General features: G+C 38.8%; 17 protein-coding genes. 9 read left to right on the top strand and 8 right to left on the bottom strand.

Annotated features, from left to right (window positions below; translation table 11 throughout):
- Together AC2G3J_RS01675 and tusA are read right to left on the bottom strand one after the other, a co-directional pair.
- On the bottom strand, positions 1-579 hold the full coding sequence (locus AC2G3J_RS01675) for a hypothetical protein (RefSeq protein ID WP_336953731.1): 579 nt from the start codon (positions 577-579) through the stop codon (positions 1-3).
- Between the two features lie 24 nt (positions 580-603).
- On the bottom strand, positions 604-861 hold the full coding sequence (tusA, locus tag AC2G3J_RS01670; RefSeq protein ID WP_336953730.1) for a sulfurtransferase TusA: 258 nt from the start codon (positions 859-861) through the stop codon (positions 604-606).
- 193 nt (positions 862-1054) lie between these two features.
- Between tusA and AC2G3J_RS01665 the strand changes: the two genes are divergently transcribed.
- The gene (locus tag AC2G3J_RS01665; RefSeq protein ID WP_004816763.1) at positions 1055-1894 is read left to right on the top strand and encodes a CorC family transporter; all 840 of its coding nucleotides are present in this window, start codon (positions 1055-1057) and stop codon (positions 1892-1894) included.
- Positions 1891-3450 carry an apolipoprotein N-acyltransferase gene (gene lnt / locus AC2G3J_RS01660; RefSeq protein WP_419327962.1) on the top strand — a complete coding sequence of 520 codons (1560 nt, stop codon included), beginning with the start codon at positions 1891-1893 and terminating at the stop codon, positions 3448-3450. The genes AC2G3J_RS01665 and lnt overlap by 4 nt, the downstream gene beginning before the upstream one ends.
- 67 nt (positions 3451-3517) lie before the next feature.
- Here lnt and AC2G3J_RS01655 read toward each other — a convergent pair whose 3' ends face one another.
- Positions 3518-3856: a tRNA-binding protein gene (locus AC2G3J_RS01655; RefSeq protein WP_336953728.1), complete on the bottom strand. Its 339-nt coding sequence runs from the start codon at positions 3854-3856 to the stop codon at positions 3518-3520.
- Between the two features lie 349 nt (positions 3857-4205).
- On the opposite strand from AC2G3J_RS01655, the gene AC2G3J_RS01650 reads away from it, so the two are divergent.
- Positions 4206-4469: a DUF2798 domain-containing protein gene (locus AC2G3J_RS01650; protein ID WP_034617824.1), complete on the top strand. Its 264-nt coding sequence runs from the start codon at positions 4206-4208 to the stop codon at positions 4467-4469.
- A gap of 74 nt (positions 4470-4543) precedes the next feature.
- Here AC2G3J_RS01650 and AC2G3J_RS01645 read toward each other — a convergent pair whose 3' ends face one another.
- The 3 genes from AC2G3J_RS01645 to gspF form a co-directional block, all read right to left on the bottom strand.
- Positions 4544-4879: a hypothetical protein gene (locus AC2G3J_RS01645; RefSeq protein WP_336953727.1), complete on the bottom strand. Its 336-nt coding sequence runs from the start codon at positions 4877-4879 to the stop codon at positions 4544-4546.
- A gap of 281 nt (positions 4880-5160) precedes the next feature.
- A complete protein-coding gene (gene gspG / locus AC2G3J_RS01640) occupies positions 5161-5598 on the bottom strand; it encodes a type II secretion system major pseudopilin GspG (protein WP_004816754.1) in 438 nt (145 codons plus the stop codon).
- 39 nt (positions 5599-5637) lie between these two features.
- The gene (gene gspF / locus AC2G3J_RS01635; RefSeq protein WP_336953726.1) at positions 5638-6843 is read right to left on the bottom strand and encodes a type II secretion system inner membrane protein GspF; all 1206 of its coding nucleotides are present in this window, start codon (positions 6841-6843) and stop codon (positions 5638-5640) included.
- 168 nt (positions 6844-7011) lie between these two features.
- Between gspF and AC2G3J_RS01630 the strand changes: the two genes are divergently transcribed.
- The 6 genes from AC2G3J_RS01630 (at position 7012) to AC2G3J_RS01605 (ending at position 14457) form a co-directional block, all read left to right on the top strand.
- The gene (locus tag AC2G3J_RS01630) at positions 7012-9237 is read left to right on the top strand and encodes a primosomal protein N' (protein ID WP_336953725.1); all 2226 of its coding nucleotides are present in this window, start codon (positions 7012-7014) and stop codon (positions 9235-9237) included.
- A 279-nt stretch (positions 9238-9516) separates the two neighbouring features.
- On the top strand, positions 9517-11412 hold the full coding sequence (locus AC2G3J_RS01625) for a monovalent cation:proton antiporter-2 (CPA2) family protein (RefSeq protein ID WP_419819888.1): 1896 nt from the start codon (positions 9517-9519) through the stop codon (positions 11410-11412).
- Between the two features lie 83 nt (positions 11413-11495).
- Entirely contained in the window at positions 11496-12371 is an 876-nt protein-coding gene (gene hslO / locus AC2G3J_RS01620) for an Hsp33 family molecular chaperone HslO (RefSeq protein WP_483770576.1), read from the top strand.
- A gap of 345 nt (positions 12372-12716) precedes the next feature.
- On the top strand, positions 12717-13685 hold the full coding sequence (locus tag AC2G3J_RS01615; protein ID WP_419819886.1) for a DnaJ C-terminal domain-containing protein: 969 nt from the start codon (positions 12717-12719) through the stop codon (positions 13683-13685).
- Between the two features lie 41 nt (positions 13686-13726).
- On the top strand, positions 13727-14065 hold the full coding sequence (locus tag AC2G3J_RS01610; protein ID WP_004725521.1) for a chaperone modulator CbpM: 339 nt from the start codon (positions 13727-13729) through the stop codon (positions 14063-14065).
- Positions 14066-14187: 122 nt separating this feature from the next.
- Complete coding sequence (locus tag AC2G3J_RS01605) at positions 14188-14457, top strand: HP1242/YdcH family protein (RefSeq protein WP_336953722.1); 270 nt, start codon at positions 14188-14190, stop codon at positions 14455-14457.
- Between the two features lie 7 nt (positions 14458-14464).
- Here the strand turns inward: AC2G3J_RS01605 and AC2G3J_RS01600 are convergent, their stop codons facing one another.
- Positions 14465-15688, bottom strand: coding sequence for a magnesium transporter CorA family protein (locus AC2G3J_RS01600; RefSeq protein WP_336953741.1), 1224 nt, complete (start codon positions 15686-15688; stop codon positions 14465-14467).
- Positions 15689-15836: 148 nt separating this feature from the next.
- Positions 15837-17924, bottom strand: a complete 2088-nt coding sequence (gene pnp / locus AC2G3J_RS01595; protein WP_336953740.1) for a polyribonucleotide nucleotidyltransferase — start codon at positions 17922-17924, stop codon at positions 15837-15839.
- Between the last annotated feature and the right edge of the window lie 104 nt (positions 17925-18028).

Genomic DNA, 18028 nt, shown 5'->3' with positions numbered 1-18028 from the left:
TTAAGATAACCATCCATGATCTAACATGATATTGGTATCATAAATACAAATCTCAAATCTTTCTTTAGCAATCACTCTATGTTGGTTTAATAATGCTATGCGCAACAACTCTAAGCGTTTCAAGAAAAAATCTGCTGTTCCTATTTCGCGTAATGTTAAAAATCGAAAGTTCTCACGGCGTTTTAAAGCATTTTGAGACAAGTGTGCTTGATGATGCTCACATAGTTGTTTAAGTTCAAAAGCATCTCTACATTCAATCAAAGCATGCCATTCATAATAATAAATAGACTGTTGATCTGTTTGAGAATCTTGAAATGGAAGTTCAATCTTGGTTCGGATAATTTGAATATTCTGTTGTTCAAACGCCTTGATCCAAGGCACAATATCCTCAAGGACAGTACTTAAATCCGCTGAGTAAACACATTTAGAGAGCATAATCTGTTTAGAATACATACCACGGGCAAGTATAATTTCAAGAGGCTTAGCATCTAACTGTTTACACATCGTTTTAAACTGATGGTACATCACTGGACTTTTAATATCCGCTGTCAGATGCACTTCAAATTCTTGTTTTTGCATCTATAATTACTTACCCGTTTTCTTTTAACCTTTCTTCACTAAATAGTGAAATTCCTTATTTCCAGCATCATCTAGCACTTCTTCTTGTAAAATCAACTCGTGACCGAGATGCATACAAAATTTAGGAATGTCCCAAGAGGTTGAATTATCAGTTGCAAATACTTCAACCACATCACCTGATTTAGATTTACGAATTGCTTGATGCAACATCATTACAGGCTCAGGACAACGTAGTCCACGCGTGTTTAATTGAATGCTTGCTTTAGGCATCGGTTCAGACATTATCTATTCTCAAAAAGAAGCGAAATCACTCAATAATTTTAACACAAACTCAAATAATGAATAAGGCTTGCAATATATCTATAATATGACACATACATTCATCTATTTACCTTAGTTAATAGATAGACATCTGTGTTTTCTTCGGTATGATAAAAAAACATTTACTAGATATTAAACGTCTTTAGGAAAGATCATGCACGAGGAATCAGGCCCATCGTGGGGAATGCGTGGCTTACGCAAATGGTTAGGAACAGCGCCAGAAACCCGAGATGAACTGCTAAAATTAGTACAAGATTCACGTCGTTTTTTAGAACCCGATACTGTTGCAATGTTAGAAGGCGTATTAGACCTTCCTGCAACAAAAATCCGTGAAGTCATGACTCCGCGCACAGCGATGGTCAGCTTACAAGAAGATGATCAACTTCTTGATATTTTAGACATTCTTATTGAGTCTGCACATTCACGTTTCCCTGTTTTTTCTTCTGATCAGCCTGAAAACGTGGTGGGTATTTTACTTGCTAAAGATCTTTTACCCTTTTTAACTGATCGTTCATCTGTTGTAGATGTGCATGCGTTAATGCGTCAGCCATTATTTGTCCCAGAAAGTGCACGTTCCGACCAAGTTTTGAGGATGTTAAAAAACACTCAAACCCATATTGCCATTGTAATTGATGAATATGGTTCAACAGCAGGTCTGGTCACTTTAGAAGATATTCTAGAAGAGATTGTCGGCGAAATTGAAGATGAGCATGATAACGTTGACGAAGAAGCACAATTTATCATTCCAGATACAACACATACCACAGCCAATACATGGATTGTGCAGGCACTTACACCAATAGAACATTTTAACAATGTTTTAGATGCTGAATTTCCTGACGATGAAGTAGAGACTATGGGCGGATTACTGCTTCAAGAAATTGGTCTAGTGAGTGATCTTCAAGGCCAAGTGGTTGAGCTTGAGGATTGGGAATTTACAATTATTGAAGCAGATGCGCGCACTATTCATCTGATTCGAGCTGTACATAAATGAGAGCATACTTTGATAAGCTGTTAAATTCATCCCAACAACAAAAACAGCTGCCCTTCATTTTCCCATTATTGATTTCGTTAATATCAGGCGCAGTGTTCAGTTTAGCACTGGCGCCTTATTACTGGTGGTGGTTGGCAATTTTATCGCCTGCCCTGCTATATGCTTGCTTAAAAGGCCGTACACCACGCCAAGCATTTGCGATTGGCTTAAGCTATGGCTTTGGTCTATGGTTTGTTGGCGCATTCTGGCTCTATACCTCGATTCATGTGTATGGGGATACCAATGCTGTATTGAGTGTCTTGATGATCGCCATCATGGCCATTGTCATGGGGCTTTTTACCGCAATTCAGACTTGGGTATATCGTAGATTCTTCCCTGAAACACCATTAACTTTCGCTCCTTTGTGGGTTATTTTTGAATGGTCCAAGACTTGGGTCTTTACAGGTTTTCCTTGGTTATTTGCAGGTTACGCATTTACTGAACGACTCTTAGATGGCTATGCTCCACTCTTTGGTGTGTTTGCAGTATCTTTTGTTGTGATTATCCTTGCCTGTGCATTGGTTGAAATTTTAAATAGAAAAGTCTTTTGGATCTTTCCTGCAATCATTTTAATCCTTGGCGCATGGGCTGCATCATTTATCACTTTCGTACAACCGAAAGCAGAAAAGCCGCTCTCCGTTTCTTTGATTCAAGGCAATATTCCGCAAGATTTAAAATGGTTGACTGAATATCAGGTTAAAACCTTAGAAATTTATGTAAATTTAAGCCGTACTGAATGGGGGCGTGATCTGATTGTTTGGCCAGAATCATCGATTCCACTGTTCCAAACAGATATTCAACAATTCTTGGATATGATGGATCAACAAGCCAAAAGTTCAGGCACAGCATGGGTAACGGGTATTCCTTATTGGGACTTAAAAGAATCACAAAAAAATGGCTATCCGATGTACTACAACAGTATGATGGCTTCTGGCGCAGATTCTTCAGGCTTATATAAAAAACAACGTCTAGTGCCTTTTGGTGAATATATTCCACTTTCAGGATTGTTGGCTTGGGTGTTACCTGCGCTACAAAATGATCCATCCATGAGTGGATTTTCCCAAGGTGCATCCAATCAAAAGCCTTTTAATATTAAAGGACATGATTTGGCTGCAGCCATTTGTTATGAAGTGGCCTATCCGAATCTCACTCGACGTAATGCGATTAATAGTGACTTTTTAGTGACTGTTTCTAATGATGCATGGTTCACGGGTACAGCAGGGCCATTACAACATCTTCAAATGGTGCAAATGCGTGCCAAAGAAAATGGACGCTGGTTTATTCGTGCTACCAATACAGGCGTAACAGCATTTATTGACCACAATGGGCATATTGTAAAACAAGCCCCTGTAGATCAAAAAGCTGTGCTTCGTGGTGACTTACCTGCCATGCAAGGCGAAACTTGGTACACCCGCTTTAGTGATTATCCTATTTTGTTGCTCTCCCTATTATTATTAATTTTGGGCTGGATCTATCGCCCTAAAGCAGTCGATATTAGCTTTAAATCTAGACGTTAATATTTGAATCCCTCATCTCTGGTTTAAGGAGATGAGGTAAACTTCAACAAAAAGCTTGATTCGATTGTTAAAGTAACTTTGTTCCCAATGGTACATTTGCATCAGGCACACACAACGTCACATGCCCATCTTGATTATGAAAACCCGCCACTAAACACTCTGATTGAATCGGTCCAATTTGTTTTTTGGGAAAATTCACAACAGCAACCACCAGCTTCCCAATTAAATCTTCAGGTTGATATAGGTTGGTAATTTGCGCACTCGATTTCTTTACACCAAGCGCTTCGCCAAAATCAACATGCAAAATATAAGCAGGCTTACGCGCTTTCTCAAATACTTCGGCTTGAATAATTTTTCCGACCCTTAACTCTACTTTAAGAAAGTCATTCCATTCTATTTGTTGCATTGCTGAGTCCTCGTATTTTTATCAGTTCATCTCGAGAGATAAAATCATTTTAGATAAATTTAAAGCAATCAACCTTATATAAAACAGACAAATGATCCTGTTAAAAAGACAATCATGTTCAACCTAGCCCCAACCCAAGTCTTATCAAAACGAAATTGAAAATATTTTCGGTGCATTTTTATTATATTTTTTTCAAGTTTATGCTAAATTATTTTCGCTGATCATAAAGCCGTAAACGTTTACGTCAATCAACGTGCCAACATATCTCCAACAAGGCTTGGGGCTATTTTTAATCAAAATTTTAATATTTTGGTGCGGCACTGGCGTTTGTTGGTTTACGGAGTAAAAAATGCAAAATTCTAAATCGTCTTATTTTAATTTTAAAAAGATTCCACATCGCTATGCAGCGATTGTTTTACCTCTGTTACTATCTATTATCATGACATTTATTGTTTCATGTATCAGTACATTCAGAAGCATGGGTTTTGAGAATTTTTCGCTATACACATGGCTTTCAGCTTGGGGGATTTCTTGGCTGATTGCCTTTCCAGTGTTACTTTTTATCTTACCTATTGTGCGCAAAATCACCATGAGCCTTGTTCAGCCGACTTAGTTGAAACTTGAATTACTAAATCATCGTGCAAAAAAAACCGAGGATTATACCCTCGGTTTTCCATGATATTTCAACTAAAGTTGAGTCACCAAATAAGACATCATTGCAGCTAAAAATAACATTGGCACATAACAATATGAACGTACTAAATATTGTTCTAATAATGATGAGAATTCAGTTTTCAACTGAAATACTGTCAAATTTAAGGCATTATAAAAACTAATAATAGATAATGCACTAAATACGCTAATCGCCATAAAACCAATCATGATCTGGCTATTGGCATCGGCAACTTGCCAAATATTGAGAAAAAACTGGCTAATCGGTAATAGGCTCAAAATTAAAAGAACAGATTTGAGCATAGTCCAATGAAATTGGCTGATTTCATCTGGTAATAATAATGCTTTCATCTCATCCTCCTCAGCAATTCAGATTGCCCTGAGAACTATTATGCAAGCTTTTAATTAAATAAAAAGTCTATTTTTATACACAATTTAACTTTCTTGTAACTATTAAATATGGGAATAATTCTTATTATAACTCTCAAACATCGTTATTTTAAATAGCTGTTATATTTCAATAAATTAAGTACATTTTAGCAAACAAGAAAGATTATCACTTCACTCAATATTTATTAACTCGATTCAATGAAGTGATTAACTCAATAAACTATAACTTAAATATTCTTTAATTAAGGTTGGTAATAAATATCAGCATCATTTCCTTCACCACCTTGTTTACCATCGGCACCAAAAGAATATAAATCAAACTTACGACCTTCAGAACCAGGGATCACATATTGAATATCATTTTCCCAACTGTCTTTCGGATAACCACCTTTAACATAACCACCAGGTAACCAGTTTTTAGCCGTTGCGGGTTGATTGACAAGCGCATCTAAACCACCATCTTGGCTTGTCGGATAACGCCCATTGTCCAATTTATATTGATCTAAAGCACCCGCTACACCTTTTAATGCAATTTTAGTGGTGTCAACTTTGGCTTTTTCACCACGTCCCATCACATTGGGTACGATCAATGCTGCAAGTACGCCTAAAATAACAATCACAACCATCACTTCAATTAAGGTAAAACCTGACTGACGAGTCCTATTCATCTTTCGTTGCATCTGCTTACTCTCTATATATTCTTTATAAAAATAATTGGCTTAAATCATATTGTTCATATTGACGATTGGCAACATAACTGCAATCACAATAACCAAAACAATACCCGCCATAAACACCAACATTAATGGCTCCAATAAAGCCAATAGTGTTGAAATAAATGAAGATACTTCTCGATCCTGCATATCTGATGCACGGCTCAACATTCGGTCTAACTCTCCCGAAGCTTCACCACTTTTAATCATTTGTACCATCATCGGTGGGAAATAACCACAACGCTCCAATTGCGTAGCAAGATTTCCACCCTCAGTGACTTTCTCTGCTGCAATATTGACAGCATCTCGTATTACCCAATTACTACTCACAGCGGCCCCAATTTTCAAAGCATCTACGAGCGGTACACCTGATTGAGTCAGAATAGATAAGGTACTGGCAAAACGTGCCGCATTTATACCACGAGATAATTTACCAAATAATGGCAATCTGAGTGTTAAACGATCAAAAGCATAGTGCCCTGCAGAAGTTCGCAAAAAACGAATTAATAAGAAAAATCCAACCACACTAAAAACCAGCATAAAGGGCCATGCCTGTCGAATAATCTCACTGGCTTTCATCAGTGCTACAGTGATCCATGGTAAGGCTTGCTTACTTTGGTCAAAGGTTTTAACAATGTCTGGAACAACATATGTCATCAACCCCATCACAATCGCAAAAGACATAAACATCAAGATGATTGGATAGATCATCGCACCTTGAATTTTCTTTTGCATGGCAAAGCGGTTTTCGGTGTAATCAGATAATTGATCTAAAATTAAATCTAAATGCCCTGAACGTTCACCCGCAGCAACGGTCGCAATATACAAATCTGGAAAGCGTCCTGTTTGTTGCATCGCTTGAGCCAAAGAGTGCCCTTCAAGCACTTTTGAACGTGCCGAAAGTAAAAGATTTTGTACATGCACTTTTTCACTTTGTTTGGCAACTGCTCGTAATGCTTCCTCTAAAGGAATCGCAGCAGCGACCAAAACAGAAAGTTGACGTGTCATTAAGGCCAGATCATAAGCCGAGAATTTACGTTGAAAAAATCCTGAACTTTTATTTTTATCTTTTTGTTCAACAGCATCCACCGTGACAGGAATCAATTCCTTGTCCCGTAGTTGTTGTCGAATCTGGCGTGCGGAATCTCCTTCTAACACGCCTTTTTGCTGCTTTCCTGAAGCATCAATTGCAGTAAATTGATATGCTGGCATTATTATGCTCTAGTTTTCCAAAATTTTTTGATTACGCTGTTGCGTCATACCCTATAAATCATTCATATTCATGTTTATAGATGACTGTTACACTCTAACACAAGCCGAATCTGCACATGAAACAATTTCATCACAGCCTCACTAAATTAATGAGTCACTAAATTAAAAATGTCGAATACCCTTGCTACGCCACAGACGATTTATCGTATTCAAGTTGCTGTTCCAGTCTATTTGAATGACTGCTTTGATTACCAAGTCACCGCTGAACAATATGCGCAAGCTGAAGTCGGTGCGCGTGTTGCAGTGTCTTTTGGCAGACAGAATCTGATTGGTGTTATTGTCAAGAAAGTACCGATTGATGAACCTGTGGATTCCCATTTTAAACTCAAAGCCATTACTGAACTGTTAGATGAACAGGCCATTCTAGACAGTAAAGTTTTAAGTTTATTGACATGGTCATCACAATATTATCAATTTCCTATCGGTGAAGTGATTCAAACGGCGTTACCTACCTTATTACGCCAAGGGAAACCTTATAATTTATTGGCACGTATCTGGAAACTTTTAGACTTACATGCCGAAGACAAAGTTAAGCGTTCTGAAAAACAACAAGAAGCCTATAAAATTTTAAAGCTACACCCGAAAGGGACACAGGAAAATATTCTTAATCTAAGTGGTGTTGAAACAGCCACACTCAAAGTCCTTGAGAAAAAAGACATTGTTCGTTGTGATTTAGAACCACAAAATGTCACGCCAGAACCGGTGCAATTGGCACAGATGCCCCTCACGCCAAATGACGATCAGAAGAAAGCCATTCAAGCGATTTTAAAAGCGCAGAAAAAATATCAAGCGTTTCTACTGGATGGTTTAACTGGGAGTGGTAAAACCGAAGTTTATTTGCAAGTGATGCATGAAGTACTTAAACAAGGCAAACAAGTCTTGGTTTTAGTGCCTGAAATCGGCTTAACCCCACAAACCATCAGCCGTTTTCAATCACGTTTTCATTGCAATATTGCCTTACTGCACTCAGGCTTAAATGACACTAAACGTTTACAAGCATGGCAGCATGCGCAAACGGGCAAAGCCTCTATTATTTTAGGCACACGTTCTGCAATTTATACACCTTTGCCACAGTTGGGTTTGATTATTTTAGATGAAGAGCATGATCTTTCGTTTAAACAACAAGAAGGCTTTCGCTATCATGCTCGCGATGTGGCCATGTATCGTGCACATTTAGAAAATTGCCCGATTATCTTAGGTTCGGCCACGCCTAGTATTGACAGTTATTATCTTGCTCGCCAAGAAAAGCTGACACGGATTGAATTAAATCAACGTGCTGGTGCCGCAATCATGCCGAAAATGCATTTGATTGATTTAAAAGTGGCAAAAAAACAGCATGGCTTAAGTGATGTTTTGATTGCTGAAATCAAAAAACGTTTAGAGAAAAAAGAACAAGTTCTGATTTTTTTAAATCGCCGCGGTTATGCCCCTGTGCTTATCTGTGAAAGCTGTGGTTGGCAGGCCAATTGCCCCAACTGCGATGCTCACTTTACCCTGCATTTAAAGCCTTATCAGCATTTGCACTGTCACCATTGTGGCACGATTAATCGTATGCCTGATGCTTGCCCTCAATGCAATCAACAACAATTAAAGCCAATTGGCATGGGAACTGCCAAAGTTGAAGAAACCTTGAATGAGCTGTTCCCTCACTTCCCCGTCTTGCGCGTAGATCGTGACTCAACTAGTCGGGTTGGTAGTTGGCAAAAGATTTATGATCAAATCCAAAAAAGTGAACCGACTATTTTACTTGGCACGCAGATGCTGGCAAAAGGACATCACTTTCCTTATGTCACCTTAGTGGCAATTTTGGATATCGATGCAGGTTTGTTGAGTGTAGATTTCCGTGCTACAGAACGTACTGCGCAATTAATTATTCAAGTTGCAGGTCGTGCGGGTCGTGGTGAAATGAAGGGTGAAGTCTATTTACAAACCCTAAGACCTGATCATCCTTTATTAAACACCTTGATTCATAATGACTATCGGACCTTTGCTAAACAAACTTTAAAAGATCGCCAAGCCGCACAGCTTCCACCCTTTCGTTATACAGCTTTGATTCGCTGTGATTCAAAGCATCAGGAAGAAAATTTAAAGTTTCTGACTGAAATGACGCAGCTCCTTAGACAAACTGCCGAAGATAATTTAATTGATATTTGGGGACCGATTCCAGCGCCAATGGAGCGTAAAGCAGGACGTTACCAAGCTCATGTGGTTTTGCTTTCTCAAGATCGGGCAAAAATGCATTTTTATATTCGTCAATGGTGGCAACAGCTGTTACATAGCAAACCCTCTACGATGAAAATAACCATAGATGTTGATCCGCAAGAATTGAGTTAAATTTTTGATTTAGTTTATTGCTATACAAATTGAGGTAATGAACCGAGTCTCAATTAAACCACTGCTGCATTTTGTATTGTTTAAATACGCACAATATATCTATTTATATGACGATAGACTTGCCACCCTTAGGTGAGGGTACAAAGGCTATCCCCCTCATAGTGCTAATCACTGTTAAATTTTTATTAGGTAAATAGACAATTTCTGAATAAAAATCTCCAAGCCCATCACAAAATCACGCTACAATTTCTAAATAAAGAAAAAACTTAAGGCAAGTGAATGTCACTGTTACTCCAAATCACTATATTCCTTGGCGCGGCATTAATCCTTGTTCCATTAGGGAAAAAACTCGGTATTGCTACCGTGCTAGGTTACTTATTTACAGGAATACTTCTGGGTCCAAGCGCGTTTAACATCGCCAACGATCCAGAGGAAATCATGCACCTTGCAGAATTTGGGGTGATTTTACTGATGTTCCTGATCGGTTTAGAACTTCGCCCACAACGTTTATGGGAAATGCGCCAATCCATTTTTGTGATGGGAAGTTTACAGGTAGGGATTACGGGATTGGTTCTGATGGGAACGATCTATTTAATCTTTCAACAATCACTCCCCGCAAGTTTTGTCATTGGTTTTGCCTTAGCACTTTCTTCAACCGCCTTTGTTTTACAGCTTTTGGAAGAAAAACAACAACTCAATACTACCCATGGTCAGCAATCCTTTTCAATTTTACTTTTTCAGGATATTGCTGCTATTCCCCTACTCGCCATTATCCCCCTCTTAGCAGGTAGCGAATCAAGTCATCATGGTATTGCTTACTTTGCCGCGATTGTTGCCACGTTTACAGGTTTATTTTTGTTTAGCCGTTATGTGATGCGACCTTTTTTTCGCTTTGTGGCAAAAAGTGGAGCAACTGAACTGATCACAGCCGTTGGCTTATTTATCGTGCTGGGTGTGGTGTTATTGATGGATACACTCGGAATTAGCACAACCTTAGGCGCTTTTTTAACGGGTGTGCTTCTAGCTGACTCTGAATTCCGTCATGAACTTGAAGCCAGTATTGCCCCCTTTAAAGGTTTATTGCTCGGTTTATTCTTTATGACGGTGGGAATGACCACACAAATCTCGCTAATTGCAGATATGCCATCATTGATTATTGGTGGCGCAGTCAGTTTAATTATGATCAAAATGATCGTGATGGCAGCCATTGCACGTTATAAAAAAATGAGTTGGACCAACAGTTTAATGGTCGCAACCTGTTTAGCCCAAGGGGGTGAATTTGCCTTTGTGGTATTAAACGTGGCAAAAAGCGAGAAAGTCCTAGCTGAAGCAATCATGGAACCCATTACCTTAATTGTGACCTTATCAATGGTACTCACCCCGATCTTCTTTTGGTTAGTGAGCACGCAAGTATTGCCATTAATCAATAAAGACAGTGCACCCAAATACGATGAGATTCCCAACGAACACCCAGCTCTTATTGTTGCTGGTTTTGGTCGTGTAGGGCAAATTGTTGCTCGTTTAGCACGTATCCGTCATTTTACCTTTACTGCCATTGATAATAATTTACAAAAAATTGATTTTGTTCGACGCTATGGTGGTACTTTGTATTATGGCGATGTGACTCAACCCGATTTACTACGTGCGGCTGGAATTGAACAGGCTAAAGTTTTTGTATTAGCAATTGATAATGTTGAAGACTCAATGAATGTTGCTCGACATATTTTACTCAATTATCCAAACCTTACCTTATTAGTTCGAGCACGAGATCGCTATCACATGCACCTCCTACGTGATGTCGGGGTCAAACATATTTGGCGTGAAACCTATTTGACTTCATTGGGTATGGGATATCGAGCATTGTGTGAACTAGGAATGAGTAAACAAGAGGCTTATGATAGTGTTGAGCTATTTAGAAATTACGATGAAGAACTGTTAACGCGTCAACAACGCATTTATACCGATGAGCAAAAGCTTTTTGAAAGCTATCGGGACTTTATTTCGGAGCTTGAGCACCTGTTTGAAAGTGATGCGCAAGTTGAAAACCATAATCCTGATCAATATAAAGATGTCCCAGATTTGGATGAATCCGGTTTAGAAAGACCCACAACAAAAGCTCAAATGCTACATACCAAACACGATCGTATTAATATTATACGTGATGACGAAAATTAACTTTAAGATGCACAGTTTTTCAGGTGAAATAAACTTGTGATTTATAATATCGCCACCATCTAAACAGGGATTTGGAGAATTTTATGTCTGATTTACGTCAACGTTTTTATATTGAAGATAGCCCTGTACGTGGTGAAATTGTACATTTAGATACAGCACTACAAACAATTCTATCGCAGCGTAATTATGCGCCCGCTGTGCGTATTTTATTGGGTGAAATGTTGAGTGCAACAGCATTACTTGCCAGCACATTAAAAATTAAAGGACGTATTAGCTTACAAATTCAAGCACAAGGTACATTCAAATGGGCAATGGCTGAATGTAACCATTTAGGTGATGTCCGCGCACTTGCAGATTATGAAGAAGACCCACATTTTATGTTGAGTGAAGACAGTAGTACTGTGCTTAGCACCTTGCTACAACCTGTTCTATTTATCAATATTGAACCTGAGTTTGGTGAGCGTTATCAAGGGATTGTGCCACTAGATCAACCTACTCTTGCCGCTTGTTTAATGCAGTATTACGATCTTTCCGCACAAATTCCAACACGTATTGTCTTGGCAAGCACGCATCACAATGCGGGCGGTTTACTAATTCAGTTATTACCACGTAATAATGAAGAAGAACAACAACGTGTCGATGAAGACTTATGGCCACGTTTGATTATGCTGACTCAAACGTTAAAACCTGAAGAGTTGACAGATTTAACTGCACAAGAAATTCTTTATCGTTTATATAACGAGGAAGAGGTTCGTCTGCCAGACGTTGAACAACTTCAATTCAACTGTACCTGTTCACGCGATAAATGCAAAAATGCGTTGATCCAAATTGGTCTGGATGCGGTCAAAGAAACCCTAGAAATTCAAAATCCAATTGAAATGGATTGTCAATTTTGCAATAAAAAATATCAGTTCACCGCAAAAGAAGCTTTGAATCTGTTTGGTGAGCATTTAAGTTAATCTATTGAGATCTGAATGGTTTAAATTTGCAAAAATTTAACTATCGATTTTTACTAAGAAGAGCAAATTCAGTTTGCTCTTTTTTTTCAATTAAAATTCAAAGCATAATCAGCAAGTTTTATAAGTTAAAATGTTAAATAGCTATTTGGAATCGTCATTTACTTAACCAAAGCACCAACCCGAACACACAAAGCCCATAGAACATGAAACACCACCTTTATCAGGAATAAGCGGGATTTTGTTCTAGATAAGTTTTGAAACAATAACCACACTAAGTTGCTCTTCCATCTGTAGCCAAAAAGGCATAAAACTAGAATAAAGTTAAACAAAATAATGACCTTAAGTATGGCAAAAAATTATTATGAAGATTTGGGTGTTTCTAGAAATGCGACACCAGACGAAATTAAAAAAGCTTATCGAAAACTCGCACGTAAATATCATCCTGACGTGAGTAAAGAAACTGATGCTGAAGCAAAAATGCAAGCCATCAATGTCGCATATGACACCTTAAGTAATGAAGAAAAGAAAAAACAATACGATTTTGAACTCGACAACCCCTATGCCAATACAGGTGGGTTTGGAGGGCAATCTACAGGTCAAAGTGGTTTTGACGGTAGCCAATTCCGTCGCTCATACAGTAGCAGTGGTGGACAAGATTTTAGTGGTTTTGAAGATCTATTTGGACGTTTCGGTGGCGGTTTTGGTGGCGGACATCAACAAGATTTTGGACAACGCGGCTCTCAGCAACAGCGCAGCTATAAGGGTGAAGATCAACATGCCAGTATTGAAATTCCTGTAAGCATTGGTTATGAAGGCGCAACCCAGAGTATCACCTTACAAATCCCCACCTATAATGCCTATGGTGAACCCGAGGTACAACGGAAAACCCTCCAAGTTAAAATTCCGAAAGGCATGAAAGAAGGTCAGCAAATTCGCCTTGCAAAACAAGGACAAGCTGGAATTAACGGTGGTGAAAATGGCGATCTTTATATTGAGATCCAATACCAAGACACTGACCGTATTCGTGTTGAAGGTACTGATGTCTATTACACAGTTGATGTTACACCTTGGGAAGCAGCACTTGGTCAAAGTATTGAAATTGATACCCCAGCAGGTAAAGTAAAAGTTACTGTGCCACAAAATGCCAAACCCAATCAGCAACTCCGTTTAAAAGATAAAGGGATACCGCATAAAACCCCAGGTCATCTTTATTTGGTGATTAATATTGTTTATCCCAAAGCAACCACCGAAACACAGCAAAAAGCCTATCAACAATTTGCTGATGCTTTTAATGACTTTAATCCCCGTTCATAATTTTATAGATACCAACATAGCCTTGCTAAAGGAGAGCAATCATGACAACTATTCAATATCGTGAAATTGTCTATGACGGTTTCCATGATGCAGAAATCGTGGATGAAAACCTAAATCTAGATCTCAAGCATTTTGCTGAGGCATGCGGTCAAAGTCCGGATTGGATTTTGCAATTGCTTGAATATGAAATTTTACCCGCACGTCCTGAGGATCGTATTCATCAATTTTTTGGAGAAGACATCTCACGGGCACGCCGCGCCTATCGTTTACAACGCGACTTTGAAGCCAGTTTATCTGCCGTTGCAATGATGATGGATTTACTTGATGAAGTTCAACAATTACGAAAACAAGTCAAACATCTTCACCTTCATACTCATTAATTCATTTCAAAATGTTAATGCCTAGTGACAGGTTAATATTTAACCTGTCATGATGGAGAACTTGTCTCTCCATTTTTGTTTTATCGTTTAGAATTTTATGACAAAGAGGTTAATGAGCTCTGATGAATTCGAAAGTAATGAATAAAAAGTTGAAACACATGTTCCCAGAACACCGTGATCTCATGTGTAGTTTAAAACAAGAAGATCCGCATTTTGCTAAACTTTTGATTGACCACGATGAACTTGATCGTGAAATCAGTCACCTTGAGCTTGATCCGCTCAATCATATTCATGAAAATATTGAGCAGCTCAAGCGGAAAAAATTAAGATTAAAAGATCAACTCTACTTAATTTTACAAAAGACAGCTCAAATAAATCCTCAACCAGAATAATGCTTAATTATTTCAGTTTTGTGATTTTTTCGACTTCTTTCATGGTTTGTTTGATCGGTTCATAATCTAAAAACCAGAGTAAATTGACGTGCTGATTTTTATGTTGTTGTGCCAACATATCAATCACACTTCGTTCACCACGTCCTACCAAATGACGACGGTAAAAATAGACTAACAGCCCAATCGTACAACCTAACATCACACCCAACATCACCCAGAAACCTATCGGACTACGTAGACCTGGAATGAATTCAAAATTCATTCCATATACCCCTGTTAATAGAGTTAATGGCGCAAACACGGCAGTAATAATCGCAAGAATTCGCATATTCTCATTGGTTTGATTGGCGATTGCAGAAAAATGTAAATCAATCGCAGTTTGAATTGCCGTACTTAAGCGTACTGTATATTTTTGAATACGCTCAACATGGCTAACGAGATCATCCACGCGAACCAGCATAATGTCCTGCTTCTCAGTGCGTTTTTTACCTTTTAAATGGGCATAATTTTCAACAATTTCATCTCGAAGTTCTTGTAAGGAATCTATTTGTTCTTCGCACAAATTTTCGATTTGTTGAAAAACCAGATTCTCCTGAAACAGTTGATGCCACTTAGTAAAGCGGCGATTACCTTGCAAAAGTTCTTGTTGCCAAAATTCAACGCGACGAGACAAAGGATTACGTAAATCCAAATAGCCATCAATCATACTATTTAACAAGCGCAGTGCTAAATCTAAAGGCGTAGTGGGTAATTTACGTGGTTTATTCTGTTCTTCTAAACTCTTATTCATGATATTGAAAATACGTGCAAGATAACTTTCAAAGGCATGGTTGCCTTTTTCATGAATGGTGATTAAAGCTTGTGAAGTAATAATAAAACTGACTGGCGAAGACGCTAAGCCAAAAACATGATCATGCTGTTCAAGTGCATCTTCACCACTATCGATCTGATCATCTGGGGTTATTAATTTACGAAAAATCAATAAATCATAATCTTCCATTGCATCAAATGCGCATGGATGTTCGATATTTAAAATATCTCGAATATGATATTCATTGAGGTGAATCTCGGTCGCATTATAGACTTCTTTTTGCCATAGCTCAGCACGATTGACCACATCTTCACGGGTACAGTCCACCCAAACAAATTGTTGCTCTGCATTAAAAACAGGCTCTTTTTGTATACAAGTATAAGGTTCATCTGTGTGTTGAAAAAAATAAAAGCTTTGCATATCCACGATATTTTTAGTCTTTCTTGTTATGCATCATGCCATAAAAAAAGCCCTGAGCAAGCCAAAGTTGTAACTTTGGCAAAGCACAAGGCAGTCTTTTCTTTATTAAATTTTAATCAAACTGTAAAAGATTTAAACCTTGCAAATATTATGCTTGGTCTACATCTTTCATAGTTAATTTAATACGACCACGGTTATCTACGTCAGCAACTTGAACTTTAACGTCTTGACCTTCAGCCAAGATATCAGTCACGTTTGCAACGCGTTCGTTTGAAATTTGCGAGATGTGAAGTAAACCATCTGTACCTGGCATGATATTTACAAACGCACCAAATTCAACGATACGAATCACGCGACCTGCATAGATTTTACCTGGTTCAACTTCAGCAGTAAGCGCTTGGATTTTTGCAATCGCTGCTTGAGCAGCCGCTTTCGTTTCACCAAATACACGTACAGTACCGTTATCTTCGATATCAATCGCTGCTTTTGTTTCTTCTGTGATTTGACGGATTGTCGCACCACCTTTACCAATCACATCACGGATCTTATCTGGATTGATGTTGATCACTTGGAATGTTGGTGCATGCATAGAAATTTCAGGACGTGCACGTGAAATCACTTGGTTCATTGCATTAAGAATATGCATACGACCTGCATAGGCTTGATTCAACGCAACTTCCATAATTTCTTCTGTGATACCTTCGATTTTGATATCCATTTGAAGCGCAGTAATACCGTTTGCAGAACCTGCAACTTTAAAGTCCATATCACCTAAGTGATCTTCATCACCTAAGATGTCAGAAAGAACAGCAAAACGCTCGCCTTCTTTTACTAGACCCATTGCGATACCCGCAACTGGCGCTTTAAGAGGAACACCTGCATCCATAAGTGATAATGAAGCACCACATACAGAAGCCATTGAAGATGAACCATTTGATTCAGTAATGTCAGATACAATACGAATCACATACGGGAAGCGATCAGCTGGTGGAAGAACAGCTTGTACACCACGACGTGCTAAACGACCATGACCAATTTCACGACGCTTAGGACCAGATTCACGACCTGTTTCGCCTACAGAATATGCAGGGAAGTTGTAATGCAACATGAAGTTGTCAGTTTTTGTACCAGACAAGGTATCCACCATCAACGCATCACGTGTATTACCCAAAGTCGTTGTAACCAACGCCTGAGTTTCACCACGTGTAAATAATGATGAACCATGAGCACGATCTAACACGCCCACTTGTACATCTAATCCACGAACAGTTTTAGTATCACGACCATCGATACGTGGTTTTCCTGAAAGGATGTTGTCACGTACAGTACGGTATTTAAGATCTTCGAATAATTCGTTTAAGTCATCTGCAATGCCAGATTCGTCATTTTCAGGAACGAATTGAGCAGTTGCTTCAGCTTGAAGGGCATCTAAGGCAGCATAACGGTCATGCTTAACAGCAATGGTATACGCTTCAGAGATTTTAGCTTCAAATGCGTCTTTTAATTTTGCACGAAGATCTTCGTTTTTAACTGGAGCAGTCCAAGTTGATTCTGTTGCACCAGCGGCAGCAGCAAACTCTTTAATCGCTTGGATTGCAATTTGCATTTCGTCATGACCGAAAAGCACAGCGCCTAACATTTGGTCTTCTGAAAGTTCTTTTGCTTCAGACTCAACCATCAATACAGCAGATTCTGTACCTGCAACTACAAGGTCAAGGTCAGATTGAGCAAGTTGTTCTAAATTTGGGTTAAGGACATATTCGCCATTGATCAAACCAACGCGCGCACCACCGATTGGACCACGGAAAGGTGTACCAGCGATTGCAAGTGCAGCAGAAGTACCTAACATTGCAGCAATGTCAGCATCCATGGTTTTGTCTGAAGACACAACTGTTGCAGTAACTTGGATCTCGTTGAAATAACCTTCTGGGAACAACGGACGAATTGGACGGTCAATTAAACGAGAAATTAAAGTTTCTGCTTCTGAAGCACGGCCTTCACGCTTACCATAACCACCTGGGATACGACCCGCAGCATATTGTTTTTCTTGATAGTTAACTGTAAGTGGGAAGAAATCTTGACCCGCTTTAGCAGTAGGTTGTGCAACAACAGCAACCAGTACTGTTACGCCGCCCATTGTAATAAAAACCGTGTTTGCTTGACGAGCAACACGACCTGTTTCTAGCACAACTTGATGTTGACCATATTGAAATTCTTTACGAATAACATTAAACATTGACATGTATTTTTGTTTCCTAATTTTATTCTAGTGGAGACCCCTAAGGTTTGGCATTCACATCAACCGCATAAATGACAAAGCTTAGAAGCCGACCTCACTAG

It is taken from the genome of Acinetobacter legionensis, assembly GCF_057165765.1.
This window is presented reverse-complemented; position numbering and strand designations above follow the sequence as displayed.